Origin of the sequence: Bradyrhizobium sp. USDA 4532 (genome assembly GCF_024171315.1) — a bacterium.
GTDB lineage: Bacteria > Pseudomonadota > Alphaproteobacteria > Rhizobiales > Xanthobacteraceae > Bradyrhizobium > Bradyrhizobium australafricanum.
In genome coordinates this window covers 3,779,651-3,805,549 of sequence record NZ_JALJZN010000001.1, presented here as the reverse complement: position 1 = coordinate 3,805,549, position 25,899 = coordinate 3,779,651, and the positions used below count along the sequence as shown (strand labels likewise).

Here is a 25,899-nt window from a genome sequence, read left to right as displayed (position 1 = left end):
TTCGATGTAGCTGCCAGGACAGCCTGCGAACTGGGAGCGGAGAGAAAGTCAGGCGCTAGCCATCATTTGCACCCGGTAAGAGAACAAATGTCTCACATGAGCTCGGCCGCCCGGGCTCGATCCGCCCAATCATTGTGCGCAGGAACAATGATTCATCGGAGCGCACATTGCGTCTGCATTCTCCAACGCGGGGGCTTTTGCGACAAAGACAGGATCCAAGGCGTTGCCGGCGGCGAACCAGTCGGCCTCAGCCTTTCAAGGTGTTTTCGGTGGAAAAGCTGATGTGGATGCCCCAGGCGTTCGATCGAGTCAGGAAATCACGCTAAATCCGATTGGTAGTCCGCGCCACGCTGGGCCGGCAGCACAGGGCCAATCGGCCAGGAGGGCTCATGAACCTGAAAGCACCCGCGGCGGGCGCCGCGCATCAGCCTATTCTCCATTGCCCGAACTGCAATCATGAGATTCACCTCACCGAATCTCTTGCTGCTCCCCTGATCGAGGAAACTCGCCGACGTTTTCAGCGACAGTTGGCGGACAAGGATGCCGAGGTTGCCCGCAAGGCCGAGGCCTTGCGCCATGAGCAGGAGCAACTGGCGAGGCAACGCGAACAGATCGAGGATCAAGTGACCGCGCGCCTGGCGGCCGAGCGCACCGAACTCGTCGCCATGGAAGCGAAGAAGGCTCGGCAGGCCGCGGCGGCCGAGCTGCTGGCAAAAGCTGCCGAAGCAGCCGAGCTTCGTCAAAGCCTGGAGGCCAACAATGCCAAACTTGCTGAGGCGCAGCAGGCTCAGGCCGAACTGATCCGCAGGCAACGTGCCCTTGACGAAGAGAAACGTGAACTCGATCTGACCATCGAAAAACGCGTGCAGGCCTCAATCGCAGATATCCGGGCCAAAGCCAGGCAGGAAGCCGACGAAGCCGCCCGCTTTCGGGTGCTCGAGAAGGATCAAACGATCGAATCCATGGCGCGGACGATCGAAGAGTTGAAGCGCAAGGCTGAGCAGGGCTCGCAGCAATCCCAGGGCGAAGTGCTTGAGCTCGAGCTCGAAGAGCTGCTTCGCAGCCGTTTTCCCACTGATACAATCGAGCCGATCGGCAAGGGAGAGCTGGGTGCGGACGTCGTCCAGCAGGTCAACGGTTCAATCGGTCATCCTGCGGGCCTCATCCTTTGGGAATCCAAGCGTACGAAGGCATGGAGCGACGGCTGGCTCGGGAAACTGCGCGACGACCAAAGGCGGTGTGGCGCAGATGTGGCCCTCATCATTTCACAGGCGCTGCCGAAGCACGTCGAATTTTTCGATCTGATCGACGGAATATGGGTTGCTCATCCCCGCTGTGCTGTTGCGGTCGCGATCGCGCTCCGTCAGGGGCTGATTGATTTGAGCAGCTCGCGCCTGGTGCAGCAAGGCCAGCAAACCAAAATGGAGCAGGTGTACCGGTATCTGACCGGCACCAGGTTCCGCCAGCGGGTAGAAGCTGTCGTTGAAAAATTCAACGACATGCGAGAAGATCTCGACAAGGAGCGCAAGTTCATGGGCCGACAATGGGCCAAGCGCGAGACGCAGATCCTCTCTGTCATCGAATCTACCGTTGGCATGGTCGGTGACCTTCAGGCGATCGCCGGCAAGGCGATGCCGGAAATCCCGAGCCTCGATGCACCGCTGCTGGAATGCTTGGCCCAATCGGAGCGCAAAGCGTCATAATCAAATGCGACGCACAGTTGAGCTTCTTTCGGCTTCGATTTCATACACCCTGTGCGAACTGACAGGTTGGCATGCTACCGTTCGGCTCGCGCCTGGCACTTCCCCCTCGCGCAATAGCACCTTTGCCACACGCTTGCACGTAATGGTGAGAAAGCGCCGGCGGGTCTCGGCGTCGATGTTGTTTTTCTTACGGTAGAAGGGCTCGTCGAGGAGCGCTAGTCGGCGCTTCTATTGAAGCTGCACAATCTGCCGCATCGTTGTCAGTCGCGCCTTTTCAAACCTGCGCAGACGGGATTTGAGCCCATTTGCATTCAGCGACTTGGCGGGAAATGCTTCGGGGCGCGATGTCGTGTTCCGATTTGCGTTCCGGGCTGCCTAGGTTGTGCAGGATAAAATGGTATAGGCGAACGAGGGTAGGGATAGTATTTAGCGCGACGCCTCCGGATGCAACGGGCAGAATGCTCTTCAAGCCGGGATTGTCAGACAAGGAGTCTCGGTCGATGAAACGCAGGGTGTGAGATCGTACAACGTGACGCAACGTGAGTTTCAATAGCCATCGAACCGGCGTGAAAAACATTTTGCATTCCACGTCATAAGGATGGATCAGCCTCAATTCCGCCACGCCGCTTGTCTCATTGCGCCAAGCATCGTCACGGATGTACTGATGATGCTGGGGCTGCCCCGGCGCACTTCAAACCCCGGCAGGTGCGTCGGGGCGCTTTAATTCGGCCGAGCCATTGTGAGCGCTGCGAGTTCACCAATTCTCAAACAGGCCGCAGGCTGTGCCGGAATTGCAACGCGCGGGCATTGTCAGCTTCTGCACTCCCTGGCACGTCCAAGTCAGACGATACGCGTCTGTTCTGCTTCAGGGGCTCGGATCGTTCGTTTTGGAATCTTTGCGACTGTTGTCATGAGCCTCGGTGTGCTCGATGACCGCAACGACAGCTGCAGCAAAAGCAGATCCGACGGCATTTAGGTGCGCACCAACTGCACGCCGGCAATGAGCAGAACCGCCACGAGGATGAACCTAATAGCTGCCTGGCTCAGCCATTTCAGGCCGATAACCGTCCCTGCGACGGCTCCTCCCAGTGCGGCGATTGCGTAAACGGCCGAATCCGAACACGGAAACTGGCCGGTGAAAAAAACTCCGACGAAGCCCACTGTGGAATTCGCTAGGATGAACGGAGGAGACAGCAGGGTGACTTGCCTGGCTGACGCCCAGTTCAGTGTCATGAGCGCGGGCGCCAGGAATACTCCACCGCCCACGCCGGTCAGACCCGAAACAAACCCGACGACCGCTCCAATGCCTACGCTTCCCCAGAGCGGAGTTTCGAAAATACGATGGGCAACGCGGCCGCGCCGAACGATCATCACAGCGCTCGCCAAAAGGAGGACAAGACCAGTCAACGTCCTGTAAACGTGCTCCCCGAGCACCAGCAAGCTGCCGGCAAGTGCCGCCGGCATCGATGACAATAGAAGCGGCCGGAGCGCTGTCCAGTCGATGACTTTATTGCGGTTTAAGAACCACGTGGAATAACTCGCGACAACTATGTTGAGGCCAAGCGCCGTCGGGCGCATCTCCGTGGAGGGCAAGCTAGAAAACGCCATAAGCGCTAGGAACGCGGTTCCACCGGCTTGGCCAACCATTGCATAGAGCAGTGAGATAATCGCGAAGAACAGAGAAAGCATACGTCACCAGCCCTGCGAAAAGCTCTTCGCTTGCCTTGCACTAACTGCACGCAGTCCCAATTGCCTTTCCGCGAGGGAAGAAGTCCAAGCGAGCGCTTAATCGGATGCCGCGCGGCCGCGCGCCGCAGTTGGCACCGGCTAAGGTTCCCACACGATTGCCATTTGTGGATCGGCTTCTTCAATTGTCAGCATTGGTACTTGACCAAGATGTGAAAGTGGTACGCCAGCGCCCGGCTGTTTGAAAGGCGCTTGGGAGCCGCCGCGCCGAGCAGCACTCTTTCCAGGCCGTGGGAGCCTAGCGCAAGTGGCGCTGTCGCGTTTCCTCCAGTTGTCGCCATTGCTTCAAGCCCTCGTGCGCCGAAACCGGGCTCTTGCCTTGAATCCCTGGTATCGAGGATTGAATCTTGCGAGGCCGCCAGTTGGTACGACACTTGCTGATCCGCGCCCAGGTCCTCTCCCTTATGGAGATGCGCATGCAAGGTGTCCTCTGCGGCCGGCAGGTGTCGTTTCTGCGCGCATCTCCCATTGCGCACCTGGCGCGCGGATCATCTGTGCCTTCAATTCAGGTGCGCTGGACCTCTTCAACGCGCCTGATCAGGCGCCGGGCCGTTATATCACGCGGTCACCTGCTGGTGCGGCTCTTCCGCGTTGCTCGCAGGCCGCATTCCCGACGCCGTCGAAGGACGGAGGATGAGCGAAGAATCCGCGACAGCAATTCGCAGGATGGGGAAGAAAAAATGACCTTCCTGTCGGCAGGAAGCAGAAGGCCGATGTCAGAACTGCGAAGATCGAGTCCGGCACCGCCAAGTTGGCCAACGTGCTCCATCCCGCTTGAATCGCGAAGGTCAACGTTCAGGGTATCATCGCGCTCAACCTTGAGGCGAAGCCAGGCGTCCTTCGGGCAGGACAGTCGCTCCTTACCATTTAATCTGAGTAGAGCCGATCTTGTCATTCAGGGCTGCTTTGGCCGCACTATCAAGGCGGCATCGAGGGCACAGACCATCAGACGAACGACAATGCGGTGACCGCCTGCTTGGCCAGCGCGTCATCGGCGAGCAGGACCGATCGGACGGAATTTGACGGCGCTTCGGTTGTGGCGTGCCGTCGGGTGTCCGACGAGGATAGCAGCTGGATCCCGGCGTTTGACGGAACAATTGTCGCGCCGCAGCTGGCGGAAGGCGAGGAATTCGGGAATGGCGTCTGACGCAGCGCGCGCTCCAGACTTCACGAAGAGCAAACCTGAGAGTTCAGCTCATGGAATGGAATGTGGCTCGGCCTGAAACAAATGCAATCGAACGCAGCGATGGCGAGCCGGATCGGCGTGCCGAAGCGCCCATTGTGGATCTCTTTAGCTTCACCGAATGCGCAAACCAGACGCATTCGCTGAGAGCGTTGTTCGATCTTCTTGTAAACCGTGCCACCGAGGAAGGATTCAGTGAAGTCGCTTACGGAGCCCTCAACTTCGTCGAGCCGCTTCGGTTGGCTGAGTATCCACCGCCGACTGTCGCTGTGAATTGGCCGCCGGCCTGGTGCGATCGATACTTCAAACGCAAGTACCACACCATCGATCCGGTGGTCCGGCGGACGCCGATGCATTCGCGTCCGTTTCTGTGGGACCAACTCGCTGACCATTGTCAGCTTCAACCGGACGAGAGACGCGTATTGGATGAGGCCAGGGAGGCCGGGCTGAAGCATGGCATGAGCGTGCCTCTATTTGGTCCGTTGGGCCAAGTATCTGTGGTGTCCTTCGCATCTCCGTCCGACGATGCTGATCCTCAGAATCGCATCGGTCATCTCAATGCCCTGGCTTCGCTCTTTCACAGCGCCTATGGCGAGATTGCTCGACCTTCTAATGGCGGCGGCGGGAAACAAATTGCATTGTCGCAACGGGAGATCAGTTGCATGCGGTGGGTGGCAGAGGGGAAATCGTCCTGGGAAATTGGGAAGATCCTAAAAATTAGCGAAAATACGGTCAATTTTCATATCAAGAATGCAATGCGAAAGCTGGGTGCGACCAGCCGGATCCAGGCGACCGCTATAGCCATTCGCCTCAATATTCTTTGAGATCCCATCCTCACTGCCAGGAAGTGCCATTGACGCCAAGCCCTGGCAAGGCTCATGTCATTCGAACAGTGCTTCGTTGAGACAGGCGACGGGAAACTCACGTTGCGTGAGGTTCTGGAGTTTGACGACGCATGTCAAGCCGACTGGCTTGGTGCCCTCGGGTGTGCCTGCGGTCTGCTCTGCCAGCCAGTGATCTGAGCCTAGACGAGTTCGAGCCGGTTCCGCTGGCTGGTTGCGAGGCGGTAGGGCAGCATTTCGAGAAAGAACCCCGACCGTTAGTCGGGGCTCTCGATTTAACGCTTGCGCGCGTGGTGTTCGCTATTTCGCAAACGCTGGGCCGAACTTGTAGTTGAGCCGTGCCGTGACAAGATCGATGTCCTGGTGAACGCGATCGAAGCCAACGGCCGTGGGGAAGCTTACGTTGCTGCCCTGCATGAACAAGTGATTATACTCGAGGCCAGCCGACCAGTTCGGGGTCAGGCCGACTTCGGCGCCAGCGCCGAGCGCGCCACCCCAGCGAACATCGTTATTCCTGCCAAGCTCGGTGCCAGCAGCCACTGAGTTGACGTGATAGGTGTTGCTGGTCACCGCCGCACCGCCCTTGGCGTAAAGCAGCACGGCATTGAATGCGTAGCCGATGTGGCCGGTGAGCAATCCAAATGCATCTGTCTTGGTGCCAACGGTGTCCGCTGGGAAAGCGGTGCTGACATTGGAGCCGCTGAAGTCGGCCCAGTTGCCCTGACCTTCGATGCCGTACACCGTTCTGAAGATCTGCCAGCGATAGCCGATCTGGCCGCCGACGGTGCCGCCGGTCGAATTATGGCAGCCCTCGGAAGTGGCGCCGTTGAAATTCCAGCAATTGTGACTCGATCCCCAGCCGCCATTGAGACCGATATAGTAGCCGCTCCAGTCGTTGATCGGGGCTACCACCGGCAATGTGGGCGCCTTGATGTTGACAGGCTGCCCGGCGAGGTCAGCGCCGAATGTGGGAGTTGCAGCGCTGAGTGCGATGCTTGCGGTCAGAATCAGCAAATTCTTCATTCCAGTGTCATTCCTTTTGATGCCCCCGGCGCCGTGCGTCTTAACAACATGCTTGCGAATTGCTGTAACTGAGGCACAACATTCCTCCGCAAGAAATGGGTCGAAACGCACGGTGCGTCAGGTTGTGAGGCGCCTAACTTGCGACGCCTGGACGAAGATGCAGCGACATTGATAGGGCGCCTCGTGGCGCCTTTACCTGAAGGCGATGCGATCGTGATGGCACTGTGCGACGCAATGCTGCGAGCGCATTTGCTGAAGCACCGCCACAATCAGGTTCCTGGCGATATGTCCGGCTGCGCGTCGTTCAGCGGGTTTCGTCATGAGCCGCACAGATGAAGGCGTCCTTATCGGGATGGGATTTGAATTTATCTTGGGTCAGGAGTCGTGTGGCGACTTAAGATTGTGGTAACGTCGGAAATGACCCATCAGAGGCATTAATCGATCTAAATTCGGACATCCTGAAGATCCGGAGCGGTATCTGGCGAGCTGTAACTGCTCTTGCCGCGACAGGAAAGCCAATCGAGCCGGTGCGCCGCCAAGATCGTCTGCCGCAGAATGTTGGTCACCGCGCCGGATGAAGCCCGCATCGAAATTGCTGAGACGCATGCCAGGCCGCCAGATACGGTGCGCATTGTGTCACGTCGGGGCAACGCGTGCTTGTCCCGCCTTTCGTTGCCGGTGTGCTCCCGTTTCTATCCTACTGGTGTAGGGACCACGAGAGCTGCACGAGCAGCGCTCTCTGACGCAGTCGTCGGTGTAGAAGATGAGCAGTGAAAACTCAGCTCGACCACGACCTGACCCTTCGGAGTTGACGACACCGTCCCGTTCCTGCCGATAACAAGGGGGGGCGGCCAGCTAGGGGAACGAACCACCTACTGTTTGCTCGGCGACGCCAGTTCCGCTCGTAAATTGCGTATCGCTTCGTTTGCCAGATGCAGGGTATTCCGTTCGCCGGTCCTGATCGAACACTCCAGTAATGCTCGCAAGCGGCGGTGAAGGAACGTCTTGAGATGATGCGCCAGAACTGGGTCCTTCTCGACAAAGCGCCACGCTTTTTCAAATGCGATACTTACGATAGCCTCTGGCGCTTGCACCTGGTCGGATATGACCTGATCCATCTCGAAACTCCTCGACTCCTAGCACAAGGTAAAAGATTCGTCCGAAGCGTACCGACGAGCTGCGGCCTGTCCTGACCGGCAAGAAGTCGGAGCCACAGCCAAAATGTGTGTCGAGCTGCCCGCGGCGCTACAGCGAACTTTATAATGCCGCTTGTTGAAGTCCGGATGACCGAGTGTTGAAGTGCCAGCGCGAGTCGAACGATTCTGAATTGTCTGAAGAGACCCTGCGTTGACATTTGCCTCTTTGCGCCCCGCATCTTGTTGCCCGGCGTTCGCCCTTCGCCGTTCGCCGGGCTCACGCTCCCAAGGGGCAGTCGAACTACAGCCGTCTTACGGAGCAGGCCGTTCGCTACCTTCCACTTTCAAGGCTAAGAAGTGTTCTGGGAGATGTCGTATGCGCTCTTTATGTCGCGTCCAGCTGTGTGGCTCATTCTCGACAATCCGTTCGTGTGCTTCCCGACATGCGTCAACAGCCTGGCCACATCCGCCGGTTCCTGCGCGCGGCACCACGTTTGCGATACGATTCTGCTCCGGATGGGTCGCACCAAAGAAACGGGACAAGCTATCGCGACAATTGCGTTGATCTGCCAGGAGCTCGTTCTGGCAACGAAATATCAGGTGGCCCGCAACTTTAGAACAATGCGGCCGCGATCAGGGAGCTAGCTTATGCTGCCAAGATCCGAATATCGGAAGGCGCGGTCAACCGTGCGGTACGAATATCTCGGATCGTGCGCCCCCTATCTGCCTTGGAGTAAACTGCGACCGTGTAAGATGCCATGATCAAGCGTTTGAGGTGCAGTCCAGCGGAAATCGGATGGATGTCTCGCTCCTCGAAGCGAAATGATCAGCACGTGGAAGCGGCTCACTCACGTAGCGGTGAGCCGCGGTCTTGAACCGGCCTTATCCGTGGGTAGGAGAGCACAGCCACGGTCAGCCCAGCGATGAAGCTCTCGCCGGGCGGCCGTCAATCGCAGAAGAGCAAAACGGCTCTCAGCCCGCCGCACGTGCCAGAATCAATCTGGCAATCCGCATCTGGTTGGCCGGAGTGCGCAGTGCAGGCGGTAAGGCGGCCACTGCCTGATCGAGAAGGCGCCCCAAGATTTGAAGCTCTTCTGGATTGTAGACGCCATGGTCCCGTCTCATTCGCGCTGCTCGCCCGCCGCCAGGATGGCCACCGGTGCTCGTATCGCCGAGCTGGCCGAGCTCCAGTTCCGCTGATATCATTTCGTTCGTGAGTGCGTTGAGCAGCTGGATTGCCTCGAGCTCGTTGCTTCCTTCGCGTACGAGAGTTGCCACGATATCGAGTTGTAGGTCGATGCGATCCTCAAGGTCTTGCATGCGTGAATTCGAAGGGTCAAGTTCCACAGTGTTGCTCCAGACTAATTAAACGAGATTGACGTGTAGTTTTTGTGTGCGTTCCGGTTTGCGAGGCCGCCGATGCGGTGCGTGACTGAATTGCCGCTGCACAAGACACCTCGCGCATGTGCAACCGAAGAAAGGGACAGGCTGGTTTCGCAGAAAAACCCGAAGGAGGTCTGGTCGCTATAGAGCGCTGTGCGCTGCGCGGTAGAACGCTCGTCCTTGATTGAGCTATCGAGCCGGCGCACTCCAAGCTAGCGGACCTCGCAGGAACGCCGTTGGCATAGGCCGAGCCCACCAAACAGCGTGGAGCGGATGGGCGGCATGAGAACCCCGCGATCACAGCGCGTAAGTGGGCGGCTAGTGTTGTCGCATAGCCTTTCGCGTCGCCGAAATCGACGTCGATAGGCGCCACTGATACCAGCACGTCCCTTTTGTGTTTAAGGAGGTCAGATAGCTGAGGTCGCATAGCATGGGAATCGCGACATCGCGGAAGTAACGGGGCTGTCCACCTGGTCAGGCCGACAAGCCTTGCCGAGGCTGGCGCAAGAGGCAGTGCGCCTGCCTGGCTTCTATGCGACGCACGCATGCAACCCGGCCAATGCGCGTGCGAAGCGCCTAATCTTCGGGAACGCCTTTAGGATGACGAAATTGCTGTCGGCGACTTCGAATGAAGGCCATACTTTTCGGCGAGCCATCCGGCTGAAGCTAGGCCGCTGGTGGCGCGGTTTCAAAGGTCGAGGGATATCGTTGGTGATGTTGGCGCGAAAGGCTTGAGCCGGCCTGCGACTTGGCAGAAAGCAAAGGGGGTCCATGGTCACACGAGCTTCGTCAAAGGTGCTTTCCGGAAACCGGTGAGCGACTATGGTGCATTTGGCTGAAATCCGTAAAATCGAAAGTTTTGATGGGATGCATCCAGTCCGCGGATAGCGCGCGCGACTATCCTTGACCCGCTCTGGACGACGCATAAGACAAGCCCGCATACGGGTTGAGCCGGTTTGTCATGCCAACGCTATTCAACCTGTCATGTCGCTGCCGACGACATCGGCTGCGCGGCCGGCAAAGTGATGCTTGAGGTCGCGCCTATATCCTTATGGGTTTGGGATCTCCCGTCGAGCAAGAAAGAACGCCTTGATCGTACGCCAATGGGCACGTACCGCATGCCAAGAAGGGGCCGGGCATCCCGAAGTAGCGAAGTTGAATAGACATTGTCAGCCAAAGCTATCGATAATTTCGGCTCTGATCGCGCTCGCGGTGTATAGTGAATTGTCGAGCGGAAGGTTCCCGAATGCAAGCTGGCAGAGTAGGTAGTTGGTACCTGCCTCTTCCATCTGGTTAAGAAGCTGCTGTCGGGCGGAAGCTGGCGTTCCGACGACGCACAATTGGCTCTCCAGCGCTGCATCGAACGACAGCGGCAGGGTCGGCGGTGTCGGATTGGCGTTCAACTCGTAAAGGAACTTAAAGCTATCCAGCCATTGTCCATAAGCGGTTTCGGCAGCCGCATGAGCGTCTCCGTCAGATCTCGCAATCACGATCATACGAGCCAACCCTAGGAATGGCTCTCGATCGTCCGCGGCTGTGCAGCGCGCTCGACGGCAACGAAAAGCATCCGTAGTGCTTCGGACAGCAGAGGCAGGGCCGACACACGCCAGATTTGCACCATTTGCCGCGGCCCATTCCGCCGATTCGGTCCGATTGCTGGCGATCCAGGTCGGTGGATAAGGGCGCTGATGAGGCCTCAAGGTTAAGGGTACACTGTTCAGCTCAAAATGGCTTCCTTGGTAGGATAACGTATCGCTCTTCAGCGCAACATTTAAGATTTCGCTGGCTTCCACATAGCGGCTTGGCGCCGCGCCTGCGCTGATGCCGAAATAGCCCCATTCGATCGGCTGGGAGCCGCGCCCGATACCGAGTTCGAGCCTGCCGCCGCTCAATTGATCAAGCATGCAGATCTCTTCGAACGCGCGCAATGGATGATAGAGGTTGAGCAACAGAACAAGCGGACCAAAGCGAAGCCTCCGGGTGCGCTGCGCAAGGCTTGCTAGAAACAGGTTCGGCGAGGGCCCTCTGCCATGAGGGGTGCAGTGGTGCTCCGCCAGGTGATAAGCGTAAAAGCCCAGAGAATCACACGCCTCCGCCAGCTTGAGACGATCTTCATACTGTCGCGCAATGTCGCGGCCGTCGTCGTCCAAGTGGTCAAAGATTGCGCATGTCAGTCTTGAAGGAAGGCCGCTTTTCACTCGATCATCTCCGATTTCCGAATGGGAGTCCTGGTTGCTTTGTGCCTTCGGCGTCAAAGACGTGGTGTGCATCACTTGGCCGATCTGGCTATTCTGCGGGAGCTAACGCTCTGGGCTTGCGCCATGCAGCGTGGGCGTGAGAACCTGCATGTTGGTTGCGACTACTTTGATAGGAGTTCGCGAAGTGCATCCACGCCAAGCATGTGCTCGACCAGAAGCTTCTTTAGCTTCGCGTTCTCCTCTTCCAGGGCGCTCAACCGCTTGGCGGCCGAAACGTCCATGCCGCCGAACTTGGCCTTCCAGTCGTAGATCGCCGCTTCAGAGATCTTGTGTCTGTGAGCTAGATCAGCCGGTTTCGCACCAGCCCCATGCTCGTTCAGTATCGCGATAATTTGCTCTTCTGTGAATCTCGGTCGTTTCATCTGTCCGTTCCGTTTTGCACAGCACTTGCACTCGAAGTGCAGGCAACATGCAATGCGACATCAGCTGTCGTCGGCGCCCTTACGAAGGTTGGCTCAAGACACGCAGTAGATATTCCAAGTTTCCGCGATGTCAGATGGAGCGTTCCATCCTTCTTGCCAAACGGATCGGCGGCTATGCCCGAAAGTAGAACAACGTCCAAGGACGCGCAGGCCGATAGGAGAGCTGATCGAAGTCATGTCGATAATATTCTCAATGTTGTAACTCTGCCCGATTGTTGAGGCGCCATGCCCGAATTACCGGCTGCCGGAATCAATGTGAGGTTGTTATCGGCAATTCGCTTCGCAACAAGCTGCGTCGCATCAAACTGGCCGGCGGTGGGATCGCGTTCGCACAGACCTTAAGTTTGACGTAAGTCGCTTGGGGATCGGTCGAGGCGCTGGCAGAATTGACAAGGGACGCGCCGGCGAAACAGCAATTGGATCGCAATCGCGTTTCGCGCAATGTGAGGTCGCTGGAGGTTGGGAAGTACAGTTGCATTTGTCAGCATGCGCGGCCGACAGAGAGATTGCCGCGGCGGTTTGGTTGTCATGGCTGCTGTCGCATGAGCGGCAACGGCCGGAACTCGCAGCATTGCCAATCAGACTGTTGCGGATGTTTGGCAGTGAAGCGTCGCAAGAACTGGCCTTTATCGGGATGCTATTTGTCTAACATCGGACGTAGCTCCTCCTCTACGTCGACGTCTGGCAATTCTGCGAGCGCTGCAGCGAGGGCGACAAGCGCTCCGAAAGCCGCGAGCACAAGAGAGCTCGCGAGTATAACGGCAGCAAGGTCCTGATGTCGTTTCATCATCTGTGTCGGTGGCTGGGTTGAGGGAGAAGGGCTGTGATCGCGTCGATCAATTCTGGTCCAGCGCTTCAACACGCCCGTCGTGCCAGCGGTAAACCACAAAGCCTGGGCCTGCATTGTCTCCCTTGGTATCGAACCTGACCGGACCAACGGCTGTTTCGATCGGTCGTGAACGGAGTTCGGTTGCGACCCGCGCAGCATTGAGGGAACCGGCCCGCTTCACCGCCTCTGCCCACGCCTGCACTGCGGCATAGGCGTAAAGTGTGTAGCCTTCGGACGACAGCTCGGAAGCCTTGAGTTTGGCCACCGCGTCGGCCGCATTGGCATTCGTTGCCACGTCGGGCATAAAGGTAAATAGCGTACCGTTTCCCGCGCTGCTGGTGATGCCCCAGAATTCGGAGGTCATCAACGGGTCGTTGGCCATGACGGTAAGGCCGGCCTCTGCTTCTGATGCCTGACGGATGATCAGCCCAATCTCGGTGTGATAACCGCCGATATAGGCGAGGCGTACCCCGTCCTTCTTCAATCTAGAGATCAGCGCCGTATAATCCTTTTCACCGGCTATATAGCTCTGCCGAATGACGTGTTCGCCGAATCCCTGAAGCTGTGCCTCAACCGCATCGGCGATACCTTTGCCGGCGGTGCTCTTGTCGTCGAGCACTGCGATCTTGTCGCTATGGTAATGTCGGTGAATGTATTCAGCCGCAACGGTGCCCTGCTGGTCGTCGCGGCCGCAGATCCGAAACACGGTCTGGATGCCGCGTTCCGTTAGCTGAGGATTTGTCGAACCAGGTGACAATTGGATGATACCTGCTTCGGCATAGACGTCGGAGGCTGGGATGGACGAAGACGAGCAAAAATGGCCGACGACCAGACGCACCTGAGCCATTGCGAGCTTATTTGCAACAGCGACCGCTTGCTTCGGGTCGCAGGCGTCATCAACGACACTCAGTATCACCTTGGTGTCGGGAAGCAGGCCCGAAGCGTTCAATGCCTCGACAGCCGCGGCGGCGCCGTTGCGCATCTGCGTGCCGAACGCCGCGCTGCTTCCGCTCATTGGACCGGCCACGGCAATATGAACGTCCGAAGCCCACGCAGTCGAGGCGAGGGCACAGAAAAGGAAGGCTGCAGCTGCAGCTGGAGTGTAACGCCTATTCAACACTGCAGAACTCCTAGTGCTCACCTCGATCTAACCCCAACTGTCTGCGGCCAGCACGGGCCCGCAGGTCGAAGGATCGCCAAGCGAAGCATGCGTCAGCTCGGGCAACGACCATGGCGGAGCCTACAATTTGACGTTACGTGCGATTCAAGCCTTCCTTGAACGGGAGCTTCGCTCAATGCATCAGAGAAAGCGGCGGATCGTTGAGACCCTCGCAGAAAATCTGACCGGTGATTGGTAAAGCTGCCGCCGGGCATCAAAGCCGTCGGATCACGCCGAACCGCCATGACGATCGAGCCGGCCAAGCGGACTGGTCAAGCCGTCCGAAGCCGCCTTGTGATCTCAGTATGGCTGATCCTCCAGGCCGGTGAGGGCAAGATCGAGATATTGCATGAGGCAGGGATCCCAACCAGCCAAACTGCGTGGGGCGCTTAGGCGTGCAAGGACCTTCAGGATCGTCGAAACCCGAGAATCCGCTCCAGCGATTTCGCCGATCAGCAGGCGCGCGGCAATCGCGACAGCCTTCGCGCGCTCGCCGCAAGGGTGTTCGCCTCTATCCATACAATCGCGGAGGTCGTCCCGAATGCGTCGCCATCGCTCCTCGCGTTCTGCAGCCAACTTGCATGTGCATCGGGATGTTTGACTACGTGTCTCAACCCGCGACATGGCGTCCAAGGTGGCAGGTAGCTCATCCACGCTGACCTGAACGTCACTGTCGGTCGTCATGTTGCGCAATCGATCTCGCAACAGCGTTGCTCGAGCAACTTGAAGCTCTATACGCTCCAAATGCTTGCGCAATAGGTCGGTCAGTGAAGTCGTTCCCTCCATAGCTTTACGGATCTCGTAAAGGGAGAAGCCGAGCTCGCGTAGCGCCCGGATCTGATGAACCCGCTGGACGCTTTCGCGGTCGTACATCCGATGGCCGCCGTCCGTGCGCTCTGAAGCGGCTAACAGGCCGGTGTGTTCATAATGATGCAGCGTGCGTACCGTCACTCCGGTCGCTTCCGCAAGTTCGCCAATGCGCCATCGACGCCGTCTTGGTGTAGCTTTGCTCATGTTGTTCAATTTCAAAGCCTACAACCTGACGTCACGTTGGATTCAAGCTATTTCAAAGCTCTAGCTGGATCGTCTTCCATTCCAGCGCAGGTGTGGTGACTATCCTTAGAACGGCGCGCGATCAACCCTGAGGGGAAATGGTGATCAACAGGTTCGTTAAGCATGTCAGCTGGGTATTGCCGGCCGCTGTACGCTCCAGGATGAGTTTGGCGATCGCCGTTCGATTTTCCGGAGTTCGCATTGATGGCGGCAGCGCGGAGACTGCCCTGTCAAAAAGACTTCCCAAGACGGAAAGCTCTTCGGGATCGAATACTCCACTGTATTGCTCCAACGTACGGCTCCTTGTTCGTCATTGCGTCGGCATAGCGCACCTCGTCAAGACGTTTGGCCGAGGTGCGGCCAAAAGAAGTCAGACCGGCGGCGTAGAGAGACAAGGATGCGATGCGCTCCAGGGTGATGCGACAGAGCAACACGCACGTGCGATGCCTTGCTTGGACGGAGCGAGTCCAACATTCATATGCACAATCAATCGGCACTGCGTTCGCTGTCGTGGTGCTGGGTGTCTCCGACGGGTCCGAACTGTCCGCTCATTGCGAGCGCCGCGACCGATTCGCCGTGTTGATGCGATTAGCCGCCGAGCCGATCCTGCCGTCACGAAAGCGGCGCGGCCGCAAGCCGGGCTTGCAATGCGCCAGCGTAGCTTTGGCGCGGGCACGTGGCGGCCTCTCTGTCTCTCAAAGCCGGGCTAATGCTCGAGCGACCGCTTTACGTCGAGCCCGTCGCCGGTGCGAGAAGGACGGACTCGGGCTTGTGACGGTCGCCAACTATGAGGAGCTTTGACGAGAGACAACGAGTTCGAGCGAGACGATCCGAAATTGCACGCGTTGCGACACGGTCCGGGTGCCGGGTTCGCTCACCTTTGCCACGCTCACGGCGAGACCGATCCTGCGAAGCTGCCGGCATCATCTGCTTGCTCCGAACCGCTAATGCTGAATACCTCTTCACGCGCAGTTGCCATCCGAGCTGCCTCCTGCAGCAATATCTCCCGCAGCCAGATGCTTTCTGGGTCGCTGTTATTCAGGACTGGCCATTGGACTGCCTCGGTGAAGGTGGGGAATGGCTGGGGAAGCGTGGCAATCCGGAGCGGCGCGGTTCCTTGAAAATGCTTTGCGAGCCTTAAGGGTATGGTCCCTATGCGGCCTGTGCCCACTAGCAGGGGCGGGATCATGCTGAAGCTCTGCACAACAATATCGATGCGCCGATTGAGGCCGAGATCGAGCAACAAGGAATCCTCGACGAAGGTCTTGCGTGTGCCGCCGAGCTTGACCGCAACGTGGCCCATCGACATATACCGATCAAATGTCAACCGCCTCAGTAGGTGACTATTCGTGTGGCAGCCCACGCAAACGAGGCTCTCCTCGAACAAGGCCGCTCTGGGGTGCGTACCGGACATGAATAGTTCCGGCAGGATGACAAAATCGACCTCGCCGCGCCGAAGTAGCTCATCGTGCTCATCGGTGAGCGTTACCAGTTCGAACCTAACATTGGGTGCTTCTCGCGCGACGCGCTCCACGACGTGGCGGAAGAATACGACGGTTATGAAATCTGACAGGCAGATCCTGAACCGCCGGTTCGATCGGGTAGGGTCGAAGGCCTCCCGCGCGATAATCGAGTGCTGAATGTGCATCAGCGCCTCACGAACCGGAGCGGCGAGTCCCTCCGCGCGTGGGGTCAGGACAAGTTCTCGTCCTCTCATTACAAACAACTCGTCACCAAAATAGGAGCGCAGTCGGGCGACAGCTGCACTCATAGCGGGCTGGCTAAGGCTGATCTTACGTGCCGCTACAGTCAGGCTGCGCTCGGTCATTAGAGCATCGAGCGCGACGAGAAGATTTAGATCCAGTCCTTTGAAGCGCATATCTTCTTGTCCGGCGCAAACGTGCTTGCGGTGTATAAACGACCGGCCGAGGCTACGTCTGGGGCGGTCTCACCGGCTCGTCCGAATCGGTTTCGTCCCACCTTGCGATCGCGCGAGGAAGGTCGCGGAACCATCGCAACAATGGACAGTTCGGCCGTTGGCGGACATCAGAGGCCGGAAACCGCTACAAGCCCGAAGCTAACAGGCTCGCCGCTCCGGCGCGCCTCGTAACAAGACCCGGTCGTTAACTATTGGCACCAGTCCAAGTTGTTCTGCCAAAGCCGTGAGTTCGGCTGTGCGCCCGGTCGACCGCCGCTCAACGCAGCGCGAGCCAAGGCGCGCAGCCTACAACCTCACGCAGCGTGGGATTCAAGCGAATAATTGAACGTGCCGGACATTTGCGCACCAATAAGGATTATGTACCGCAGCAACGCTGGACGTCCGTTGACCTGTACCGCCGGTATCCCAACCTCAGCCGGAACATTACGGGCTCGACCTGCCAAGCCCTCGGAGCGCTTCGTCATCTAACGTCAGGCATCTGCAACATCGCGCGTCGAGAAATGGAAAGCGTCGGCGGAGAATTAATGGCGTGCCGCCATACTCGAGACACGGCCGGAATCGGCTTATGCTGAACTTAACATCGCCTGCGAGTAGATGTCTCGAAATGCCCCGATGCGATGTTGGACGCCTCTTCCAACAATATTCGCCTCATCCAAACACTCGCTGGGTCGGTGTTGTGAAACGCAGGCCATTGCAATGCTTCAGTGAATATGGGCAGAGGCAAGGGTGGTGCGACGATCCGCACGGGCATCCGCTTTTCGAAGTGCCTAGCGAGTCGCAAAGGCATCGTGCCAATACGGCGGGTGTCCAATATTATGGGTGGGATAAGGCTAAAGCCTTGCACTACCACCTCGATCCGTCTCTTTAGGCCATGTTCAAGCAAAAACCATTCTTCCAGGTTGGGCCTCAGCGCCCGTCCGAATTTGGCCGTAACGTGACCCATCGAAAGGTATTTTTCGAATGTCAGTTGACGTGACAGCTGCTTGTTCGTGCGGCATCCCACGCATACGAGAGTCTCGTCGAACAGCGTCGCCTTGGGATGAGCGCTCGACATAAACAACTCTGGCAGAATGAGAAAGTCGACCTCGCCCCGGCGGAGCAACTCGTCGGGCTCATCCGAAAAGGGCAGCAATTCAAAGCGCACAGCCGGGGCTTCCTGTGCGATACGGTCCATAATTCGGCGAAAAAAGACGATTGTCATGAAATCGGAGAGAATGACCCTGAAGCGACGGCTGGACTGAGCAGGGTCGAACGAATCTCGCGAAATAATCGAAATTTGAATGTGCAACAGGGCCTCGCGAACGGGACCCGCGAGCGCTTCCGCGCCCGGTGTCGGGACGAGCTCTCGACCGCGCATCGTGAAAAGTTCATCGCCGAAGTAGGTGCGCAGCCGCGCGATTGCCGCGCTCATAGCGGGCTGGCTCAGGTTTATCTTGCGCGCCGCTGCTGTGAGGTTGCGCTCGGTCATCAGAGCATCGAGCGCAACGAGCAGGTTTAGATCGAGTCCCTTGAATCGCATCTTTTGAGTCTATCCATCGTGTGGATGCATTCTATCGAAACAATCGATTTTACCAAACTGCGGGTTGTTGGATAGCAAACATCAGTTTGGAAAATAATCGGAACACCACAATGGCTGTTGGTCGCTGCGCGGGCTCTCGGAAAGTCCTTGAACGCGAGTGGCGGCTGTCGACGCCTTGGGCGGCAATTCAAAGCGAATGCGTACGTGTTGCGTCGGTCTTGACCGGCGCGACCCGCGCATTCGAAGTAACGCGATGCGCTCGGTAAACCTTCGTATGTGCATTCCAACCCTTTCCATATCGGCGGTTTACCCGCGTACACTTGAGGGCCGGATCAGCATCGACCTAGTGTCGCAACACAGAGGCAAGCGCAGATTGCGGATGCCAAATAGATCTGGCGACAGTCCATTGGCTTGACTGTCGATCGCATTCGGGGCGTGTCGAAGATGCATGAGAACCAAGGTGATCTGGTGTCATTGGGACGCTCCCTCAACGAGGTGGTCCGCATCGATGGTCCGGTCACGAGCGGCAAAGCGCCGACGGCCGCCATAGACGAGGCGGAAGGGCTCCATGGTGCAGATAACATCTGCACGATCAAATCGCCCCGTCCGTACACCTTCGGCACAGCATTCGGTCTGGATGACGAGCCTCAACGGCGCGATCAGCTGATCGCACACAAAGGCGCCACCCCAGGCGATCTGCTCCGGCGCCGAGCGCAAAGGAGAACCGGCATCCAACAAAGCGCGACGGCGCATTTCTCGATCGATCTGCGTCCGGTGAGTGAGTTTGCGTGACTGAGCCCGCTCTTGAAATGACTCGCGTAGGAAAGCCTGCCATGAACATTGTCGCATCTCGGACCGCGGAAGCGCCTTCTGCGCGCACTCAAGTTCATTGGAGCGTTCGCTGGGAAAACGAGCTGCGGCTTACCGAGCATGCCGAGCTCGCCGAATTTTTTCGCAAGAGTTACGGGCCGACCGGTGCTTTCAATGCGCAGCCATTTGAAGGCAACAGAAGTTGGGCGGGCGCCAGGCCTGAGGTCCGCGTGATTGGTCGCGACGCCCATGGTGTAGCTGCTCACGTCGGACTACTGCGCCGCTTCATCAAGATTGGTGCAGTCGATCTACTCGTGGCCGAACTCGGGCTGTATGCCGTGCGGCCGGATCTCGAGGGACTGGGAATCAGCCACGCGATGCGGGTGATGTATCCTATGCTGCACGAACTTGGAGTCCCGTTCGGCTTCGGGACGGTCCGGCCCGCGCTTGAGAAGCATCTTACCCGACTTGTGCAAAGACAGGGCCTCGCGACCCTCATGTCGGGCCTTCGCGTCCGCTCCACGCATCCGGATGTCTATCCCAATCTGTCGCCGATCCGCATCGAAGAGGTGATCGTGGTGGTGTTCCCGGTTCAAAGCGCGATCAGCGAGTGGCCCGCCGGCGCAATGATCGATCGGAACGGGCCCGAGCTGTGAAAGAGCTTGTCCCCGTGTCTGCCGTGCCTTGCGACTACGCCGATGTGAGCGGGAGCTTCCCTGTCTATTTGACCTTTGACGATGGGCCAAATCCATTCTGCACGCCAGAGGTTCTCGATGTGTTGACGCAACATCGGGTGCCAGCGACGTTCTTTGTGATCGGTACCTACGCGGCCGAGCAGCCCGAGCTCATTCGGCGGATGATCGCGCAAGGCCACGAGGTGGCGAACCACACGATGACGCATCCGGATCTGTCGAGATGCGAGCCGGCTCAGGTGCGCGGTGAGGTGCTAATGGCCAGCGAGGCGATTCGTTCGGCATGTCGGCAGGCTGCGCCCAGGCACATGCGGGCCCCCTACGGTAAATGGACCGAAGAGGTGCTCGCTACGTCGGCACAGGCTGGCCTTACGGCTGTGCACTGGTCGGTCGATCCGAGAGATTGGTCCCAGCCCGGGGTGGACAGAATTGTAACTTCGGTACTCGGAGCCGTTCGACCGGGTTCAATTGTTCTCCTGCACGACGGATATCCTCCTGATGAGGACGGGCCGTGCGCTGATGCAAGTCGGCGAGACCAGACGGTTAGAGCGCTCTCTTACTTGGTTCCAGCACTACAACGCCGCGGCTTCGTGATCCGCCCGCTCCCTCAGCTTCACTGAACAACAACTGGCACCCTATGGACCTGCTCGCTACAACCAGCGCCGTCGCGGTTTCGTCTTACGCGCTGCTCTCGACCATCTACAAAAGCACGCAGGCGCTGTATGCGCGGCGGGGGAATGCCCCATCGTTGCGGAACGATCTGGGACAATCCGCGCTGGCTCTGCCAAGTGTGGATATTGTCGTGCCTTGCTTCAACGAGAAACCGGACACGCTCGCGCAGTGTTTGGATTCGCTCGCCAGGCAAGACTACGAAGGAGAGCTGCGGGTCTATGTGGTTGACGATGGCTCGGCAAATCGCGACGTTGTGGGGCCTGTACATGAGATCTATGCCAACGATGCGCGCTTCAGCATCATCTTGCTTGCTAGGAATGTTGGCAAGCGCAAAGCGCAGATCGCCGCAATACGCGGCTCGTCCGGTGACTTGGTGCTTAACGTCGATTCGGATACGATACTGGCCGCCGACGTGGTCACCAAGCTTGCGGCGAAGATGCGGGACCCCGACATTGGTGCCGCGATGGGCCAGCTGGTAGCGAGCAATCGCAACGATACATGGCTGACCAGTCTGATCGACATGGAATACTGGTTGGCGTGCAACGAAGAGCGTGCGGCGCAAGCTCGGTTCGGTGCGGTCATGTGCTGCTGCGGTCCATGTGCGATGTATCGTCGCTCTGCTCTTGCCCTGCTGCTAGATCAATACGAAACGCAATTCTTTCGCGGCAAGCCGAGTGATTTCGGCGAAGATCGCCATCTGACGATTCTCATGCTCAAGGCGGGATTTCGAACCGAGTATGTTCCGGACGCGATTGCGGCAACCGTTGTCCCTGACACTCTCGGGCCATACCTGCGTCAGCAGCTGCGCTGGGCGCGCAGCACCTTTCGCGATACGGTTCTCGCATTGCGTCTGCTGCCGGAACTCGATGGCTACCTCACATTGGACGTTGTCGGGCAGAATCTTGGCCCACTGCTACTCGCCCTTTCAGCACTGGCTGCGCTTGCCGAGCTTGCAGTCGGCGGATCTGTACCCTGGTGGACAGGCTTGACAATTGCGGCGATGACGATCGTTCGGTGCAGTGTAGCTGCACTTCGGGCGGGGGAATTGCGATTTATCGGCTTCTCGCTCCACACACCGATAAACATCTTTCTTTTACTGCCGCTCAAGGCGTATGCCCTTTGTACATTGAGCAACAGCGATTGGCTGTCGCGCACGATCGTCAACGAGCCGACTGAAGGAGATGAGCAGGCGGTCATGCCGGTGCCGAACAGTGCAGCAGGTCCTGTGGCTACAGGGACGGCTTCTGGCACAATTCCGAAGTCGGCGGTTCCTCACCGTCCATCGCGCTTGGCGGCGCCGGAGAGCATTTGCGGTCGGAAACGATCGAGCGCGTATAAGTAGGTCTATCGGCGCATGACTGTGTACAAGAACCATCAATTACTGGAACGCGAGCTCGCTGTGGATGATCCATGGCATCTCGACAGCAGTGCGTTCGAGCAGGAACGGTACGCGCAGATGCTCCGGATGTCGTCTTGCAATGGGGGTGTCGAGCATGCCCTCGAAGTCGGATGCGCAGCCGGGGCATTCACGGAAATGCTTGCACCGCGTTGCCAACGCCTAACGGTGGTCGATGTCATGCCGCAGGCGATCGAACGAGCGCGCCTGCGGACCGGGCATCGGTCACATATAAATTGGATAACCTGCAATATTCAGCAGTTTTCGACCACAGAGAAGTTCGACCTGATCGTCGTCGCCGAGGTTCTCTACTATCTCAATGACGTTTCCGAGATGCACGCGGCGGTCCGCAACCTGGTGAGCATGCTTGCCCCAGACGGCTCTTTGGTGTTCGGGTCCGCGCGTGATGCCACCTGTCGGCACTGGGGTCATGCCGCTGGTGCCGAGACGGTGATCTCTCTCTTCAAGGAGAGTCTGTTGGAGGTGGAGCGTCTGCACTGCCAAACCACGTCGGTCAACGAAGACTGCTTGCTGGTCCTGTTCCGGAAGTCGGGGCAGTCGTTAAAGCACTCAATTGTCGGTCATTAGATCAGGGGGTCGTATGCGCATCTGCGGCATCAAATTAACACATGACGGCGCAATTGCTCTTGTCGAGGACGGGCGGCTCGTCTTTTGCACCGAGCAGGAAAAGCGCGGCAACAACCCACGCTATCAATCCATCGACAACCTCGATGAGGTCGTGCGTGTGTTGGCAGAGCATGGTCTTGATCCGCGAGACATTGATCAGTTCGTCATCGATGGCTGGGATGGAGAGATCGAGTCGCGGTTCCAGGTCCTTAGTGGGGCGGTGCCGATCACGCTGAAAGGGGGGCCATATGTCGAGCGTCATGCTGAGGGCCTTCTTGATTCCGTCGAAGGCTTTGGCCTGATCCTCGGCGACAAGGTCTTTCCCTATAAAAGTTACCCGCACGTCACGGGCCACGTTGCGTCAGCCTATAGCACCAGCCCCTTTGCCAGTACCGGAAAACCCGCGTTCTGTCTGGTATGGGACGGCTCCATCTTTCCCCGCCTTTACTATGTCGAACCTCGCGGCACGCGGCTCGTGGGATCCCTGTTTCCCATGATTGGTCAGGCCTATGCTGCCGCCGGCCTTCACTTCGGGCCTTACAGGCAGCCGAGCCGCACCAGTTGGGATTTAGGCATCGCCGGCAAGCTGATGGCGTACATCGCGCTTGGCTCTGTCGATGAAGGCGTTGTCGCAGTTTTTCAAGAACTCTACGAGAAGCGCTTTGCCGCGGACACGGAGCAGGCTCGTCGCTACCGCGCAGACATCCACAATCCGGAAGCGTTGCTTGCGGCCACGCACGAGTTTTTCGAGGCAAGCGCATTGCGCCTTACGGGCAAACGAGCGGAGGACATCCTTGCCTCGTTCCATATGTTCCTGGAACGTCTTCTGGTTCGCGAAATCGCGATGGTTCTGTTGCAGCACTCCTCTCTTCCGGGCGCGCGAAATCTATGTGTGGCAGGTGGGTGCGGTCTCAACATCAAGTGGAATAGTGCGCTTCGCGCGACGGGCCTGTTCGATGAGGTGTGGGTACCGCCTTTCCCGAATGACAGCGGCTCGGCAATAGGTGCTGCTTGCGCGGCTATGGCGGCGCGAAATGGGTTTGGACCGTTGGAATGGTCTGTTTACAGCGGTCCGGCTCTGCAGGCCACCGAGGGGTTGTCGGAATGGGAGGCCGAGCCGTGCAGTCTGCGTGAGCTCGCCGGCATTCTCGCCGACAACAAGCCGGTAGTGTTCCTGTCCGGGCGCGCCGAGCTGGGTCCGCGAGCGTTGGGCGGCAGAAGTATTCTGGCGGCTCCGACGTCACCGGCGATGAAGGATCATCTCAACGACATTAAGTGTCGTGAGCACTTCCGACCGGTGGCGCCGATCTGCTTGGAGGATCGCGCGCCAGAGATATTCAACCCAGGTACGCCGGACCCCTACATGCTGTTCGATCATCAGACCAGGGCGGAATGGTGCGACAAGATCCCCGCTGTCATCCATCTGGACGGTTCGGCGCGACTGCAGACAATCTCCCGCAGCTCTCCGCACAAGGTCGCTGAGCTGCTCGTCGAATTCGAGCGCCTTACGGGCCTTCCGCTGCTCTGCAACACGAGCGCAAACCTAAACGGGCGGGGATTCTTTCCGGACGCCGCAGCAGCCTGTCAATGGGGGCGCGTTGAGCATGTGTGGTGTGACGGACAGCTTTGGACTAAGCCGGTCATAAGGAAGCAACCGCCGGCTAAACGGCTCCAGTCGGCCTAAGATGAGCATGTCCACGGTAGCAATCGACCTTGCCGGCGTCACAAAGTCATTTGGCGGCAGAACTATCGTCGATGAACTGTCGTTCTCGGTTGCCCGCGGAGAGTGCTTTGGTCTACTCGGGCCAAATGGAGCCGGCAAGAGCACGATCGCCCGTATGCTCCTCGGCATGATCTCGCCGGACGCAGGCAAGATAATGGTACTCAATGAACCTGTACCGGCGCGCGCTCGTGTCGCACGCATGCGGATCGGTGTCGTACCGCAGTTCGACAACCTTGAGCTTGAGTTTACCGTACGCGAGAATCTGCTGGTGTTTGGTCGCTATTTTGGCATGAGCGCCCGCAAGATCGAGGCCGTCGTACCGTCGCTGCTCGAGTTCGCGCGGCTCGAAACCAAGGCAGACGCACGGGTCTCAGAACTGTCGGGTGGCATGAAGCGGCGACTGACCTTGGCACGCGCGCTTATAAATGACCCGCATCTGCTCGTGATGGACGAGCCGACGACTGGTTTGGATCCGCACGCCCGCCACTTGATCTGGGAGCGCCTGCGAGTTCTGCTGGCGCGCGGCAAGACGATTCTCTTGACCACTCACTTTATGGAAGAGGCCGAACGCCTGTGCGATCGGCTGTGTGTCCTCGAGGGTGGACGCAAGATCGCCGAAGGCAAGCCAGATGTGCTAATCGACGAGCATATCGGCTGCAACGTGGTCGAAATCTATGGAGGTGATCCACATCAGCTTCGCGAGCTGATCAGGCCCCATGCGCGGCACATCGAAGTGAGTGGAGAGACGCTCTTCTGTTATGCGCCATATCCGGAGCAGGTCCGCGTGCAACTGCAGGGGCGAGCGGGACTTCGTGTTCTGCAGCGCTCCCCAAATCTCGAAGACGTGTTTTTGCGGCTGACCGGGCGCGAGATGGAGAAGTGAGCGATGGGTGAAAGTTATGCGGCGGTGATGCCCACTAACGCGTACAACTGGATCGCAGTATGGCGTCGGAACTTCCTAGCATGGAAGAAAGTTGCGCTTGCATCGATTCTCGGCAACCTCGCAGATCCCTTGACCCATCTGTTTGGCCTCGGCTTTGGCCTTGGGCTGATCGTGGGGCGCGTTGAGGGGACGTCGTACATCGCGTTCCTTGCGGCAGGCTTGGTCGCGACCAGTGCCATGACGTCCGCGACCTTTGAAACCATGTATGCAGCCTTTGCACGCATGGACGCCAAGCGTACTTGGGAAGCAATCCTCTCCACTGAGCTCACGCTTGGCGATATCGTTTTGGGTGAACTGGTGTGGGCGGCCAGTAAGTCCGTTCTGGCCGGAACAGCGATCGGGATCGTCGCTGTCACGCTGGGTTATGCATCCTGGCTATCCATTCTGTATGCGATGCCAACAATCGCCCTTACTGGCCTTGTCTTCGCCAGCCTGGCCATGGTCGTCATATCTCTTGCGCCAAGTTACGATTACTTCGTATTTTACCAGACACTTGTCCTCAGTCCTATGGTGTTTTTGTGTGGCGTGGTCTTTCCGACGAGCCAACTGCCCGGCTCATTTCAGCATTTCGTCGGCTTGTTGCCTCTCGCACATTCGGTCGACCTTATTCGCCCAGCGATGCTTGAACGCGGTGTCGACAGTGCTGCCCTGCATGTCGCCGCGCTCTGCGTTTACACGGTCGTGCCCTTTTTTGCGTCGATAGCAGTATTTCGGCGCCGTCTGCTGCGTTGACGTGAGTTCAGCGAGAATGGAGAAATTCACAGTCACGATGCGTCGTGCGGTAGCTCGGGATGACCTGGTCTGTCGCAGCGGCCGCTGCAATGGACTTGAGAGGCCGCGA

General features: G+C 58.3%; 19 protein-coding genes and 1 pseudogene. 10 read left to right on the top strand and 10 right to left on the bottom strand.

Annotation, left to right across the window (positions count from 1 at the left end; genetic code table 11):
• Positions 1 to 389: 389 nt before the first annotated feature.
• Positions 390 to 1,703 (top strand): DUF2130 domain-containing protein, encoded by a 1,314-nt coding sequence (locus J2R76_RS17775; RefSeq protein ID WP_253624366.1) that lies wholly within the window; start codon positions 390 to 392, stop codon positions 1,701 to 1,703.
• A 972-nt stretch (positions 1,704 to 2,675) separates the two neighbouring features.
• Here J2R76_RS17775 and J2R76_RS17770 read toward each other — a convergent pair.
• Positions 2,676 to 3,392 (bottom strand): sulfite exporter TauE/SafE family protein, encoded by a 717-nt coding sequence (locus J2R76_RS17770; RefSeq protein ID WP_253624365.1) that lies wholly within the window; start codon positions 3,390 to 3,392, stop codon positions 2,676 to 2,678.
• A 1,338-nt stretch (positions 3,393 to 4,730) separates the two neighbouring features.
• On the opposite strand from J2R76_RS17770, the gene J2R76_RS17765 reads away from it, so the two are divergent.
• A complete protein-coding gene (locus J2R76_RS17765) occupies positions 4,731 to 5,456 on the top strand; it encodes a LuxR family transcriptional regulator (protein WP_253626025.1) in 726 nt (241 codons plus the stop codon).
• Between the two features lie 318 nt (positions 5,457 to 5,774).
• Here the strand turns inward: J2R76_RS17765 and J2R76_RS17760 are convergent, their stop codons facing one another.
• The 9 genes and pseudogenes from J2R76_RS17760 to nodD1 all read right to left on the bottom strand — a co-directional run bounded on the left by J2R76_RS17760 (position 5,775) and on the right by nodD1 (position 18,195).
• Complete coding sequence (locus J2R76_RS17760; protein ID WP_253624364.1) at positions 5,775 to 6,497, bottom strand: outer membrane protein; 723 nt, start codon at positions 6,495 to 6,497, stop codon at positions 5,775 to 5,777.
• Positions 6,498 to 7,369: 872 nt separating this feature from the next.
• Positions 7,370 to 7,615 (bottom strand): hypothetical protein, encoded by a 246-nt coding sequence (locus J2R76_RS17755; protein ID WP_253624363.1) that lies wholly within the window; start codon positions 7,613 to 7,615, stop codon positions 7,370 to 7,372.
• A gap of 990 nt (positions 7,616 to 8,605) precedes the next feature.
• Positions 8,606 to 8,953, bottom strand: a complete 348-nt coding sequence (locus J2R76_RS17750; RefSeq protein WP_253624362.1) for a NolY — start codon at positions 8,951 to 8,953, stop codon at positions 8,606 to 8,608.
• 1,232 nt (positions 8,954 to 10,185) lie between these two features.
• The gene (locus J2R76_RS17745) at positions 10,186 to 11,289 is read right to left on the bottom strand and encodes an LLM class flavin-dependent oxidoreductase (RefSeq protein WP_375166501.1); all 1,104 of its coding nucleotides are present in this window, start codon (positions 11,287 to 11,289) and stop codon (positions 10,186 to 10,188) included.
• Between the two features lie 89 nt (positions 11,290 to 11,378).
• Positions 11,379 to 11,636, bottom strand: a pseudogene (locus tag J2R76_RS17740) (transposase); the annotation flags it as partial.
• An 896-nt stretch (positions 11,637 to 12,532) separates the two neighbouring features.
• Positions 12,533 to 13,540 (bottom strand): branched-chain amino acid ABC transporter substrate-binding protein, encoded by a 1,008-nt coding sequence (locus tag J2R76_RS17735; protein ID WP_253624361.1) that lies wholly within the window; start codon positions 13,538 to 13,540, stop codon positions 12,533 to 12,535.
• 444 nt (positions 13,541 to 13,984) lie between these two features.
• Positions 13,985 to 14,698 (bottom strand): MerR family transcriptional regulator, encoded by a 714-nt coding sequence (locus J2R76_RS17730; protein ID WP_253626023.1) that lies wholly within the window; start codon positions 14,696 to 14,698, stop codon positions 13,985 to 13,987.
• Positions 14,699 to 15,626: 928 nt separating this feature from the next.
• Positions 15,627 to 16,616, bottom strand: a complete 990-nt coding sequence (locus J2R76_RS17725; protein ID WP_253624360.1) for a LysR family transcriptional regulator — start codon at positions 16,614 to 16,616, stop codon at positions 15,627 to 15,629.
• A gap of 634 nt (positions 16,617 to 17,250) precedes the next feature.
• A complete protein-coding gene (gene nodD1 / locus J2R76_RS17720; RefSeq protein ID WP_253624359.1) occupies positions 17,251 to 18,195 on the bottom strand; it encodes a transcriptional regulator NodD1 in 945 nt (314 codons plus the stop codon).
• A gap of 411 nt (positions 18,196 to 18,606) precedes the next feature.
• Between nodD1 and J2R76_RS17715 the strand changes: the two genes are divergently transcribed.
• From J2R76_RS17715 to J2R76_RS17680, 8 genes are read left to right on the top strand one after another with little or no spacing between them, the layout of a single operon-like run.
• Positions 18,607 to 18,987 carry a hypothetical protein gene (locus J2R76_RS17715; RefSeq protein WP_253624358.1) on the top strand — a complete coding sequence of 127 codons (381 nt, stop codon included), beginning with the start codon at positions 18,607 to 18,609 and terminating at the stop codon, positions 18,985 to 18,987.
• 41 nt (positions 18,988 to 19,028) lie between these two features.
• Positions 19,029 to 19,661, top strand: coding sequence for a NodA family N-acyltransferase (locus J2R76_RS17710; protein ID WP_253624357.1), 633 nt, complete (start codon positions 19,029 to 19,031; stop codon positions 19,659 to 19,661).
• Positions 19,658 to 20,317: a chitooligosaccharide deacetylase NodB gene (nodB, locus tag J2R76_RS17705; protein ID WP_375166500.1), complete on the top strand. Its 660-nt coding sequence runs from the start codon at positions 19,658 to 19,660 to the stop codon at positions 20,315 to 20,317. The genes J2R76_RS17710 and nodB overlap by 4 nt, the downstream gene beginning before the upstream one ends.
• Positions 20,318 to 20,334: 17 nt before the next feature.
• Complete coding sequence (gene nodC / locus J2R76_RS17700) at positions 20,335 to 21,711, top strand: chitooligosaccharide synthase NodC (protein WP_253624355.1); 1,377 nt, start codon at positions 20,335 to 20,337, stop codon at positions 21,709 to 21,711.
• A 12-nt stretch (positions 21,712 to 21,723) separates the two neighbouring features.
• A complete protein-coding gene (nodS, locus tag J2R76_RS17695) occupies positions 21,724 to 22,353 on the top strand; it encodes a nodulation methyltransferase NodS (RefSeq protein ID WP_253624353.1) in 630 nt (209 codons plus the stop codon).
• A gap of 13 nt (positions 22,354 to 22,366) precedes the next feature.
• On the top strand, positions 22,367 to 24,076 hold the full coding sequence (nodU, locus tag J2R76_RS17690) for a nodulation protein NodU (protein ID WP_253624352.1): 1,710 nt from the start codon (positions 22,367 to 22,369) through the stop codon (positions 24,074 to 24,076).
• Position 24,077: 1 nt separating this feature from the next.
• The gene (nodI, locus tag J2R76_RS17685; RefSeq protein ID WP_253624351.1) at positions 24,078 to 24,998 is read left to right on the top strand and encodes a nodulation factor ABC transporter ATP-binding protein NodI; all 921 of its coding nucleotides are present in this window, start codon (positions 24,078 to 24,080) and stop codon (positions 24,996 to 24,998) included.
• A gap of 3 nt (positions 24,999 to 25,001) precedes the next feature.
• Positions 25,002 to 25,790, top strand: a complete 789-nt coding sequence (locus J2R76_RS17680) for an ABC transporter permease (protein WP_253624350.1) — start codon at positions 25,002 to 25,004, stop codon at positions 25,788 to 25,790.
• Positions 25,791 to 25,899 lie beyond the last annotated feature (109 nt).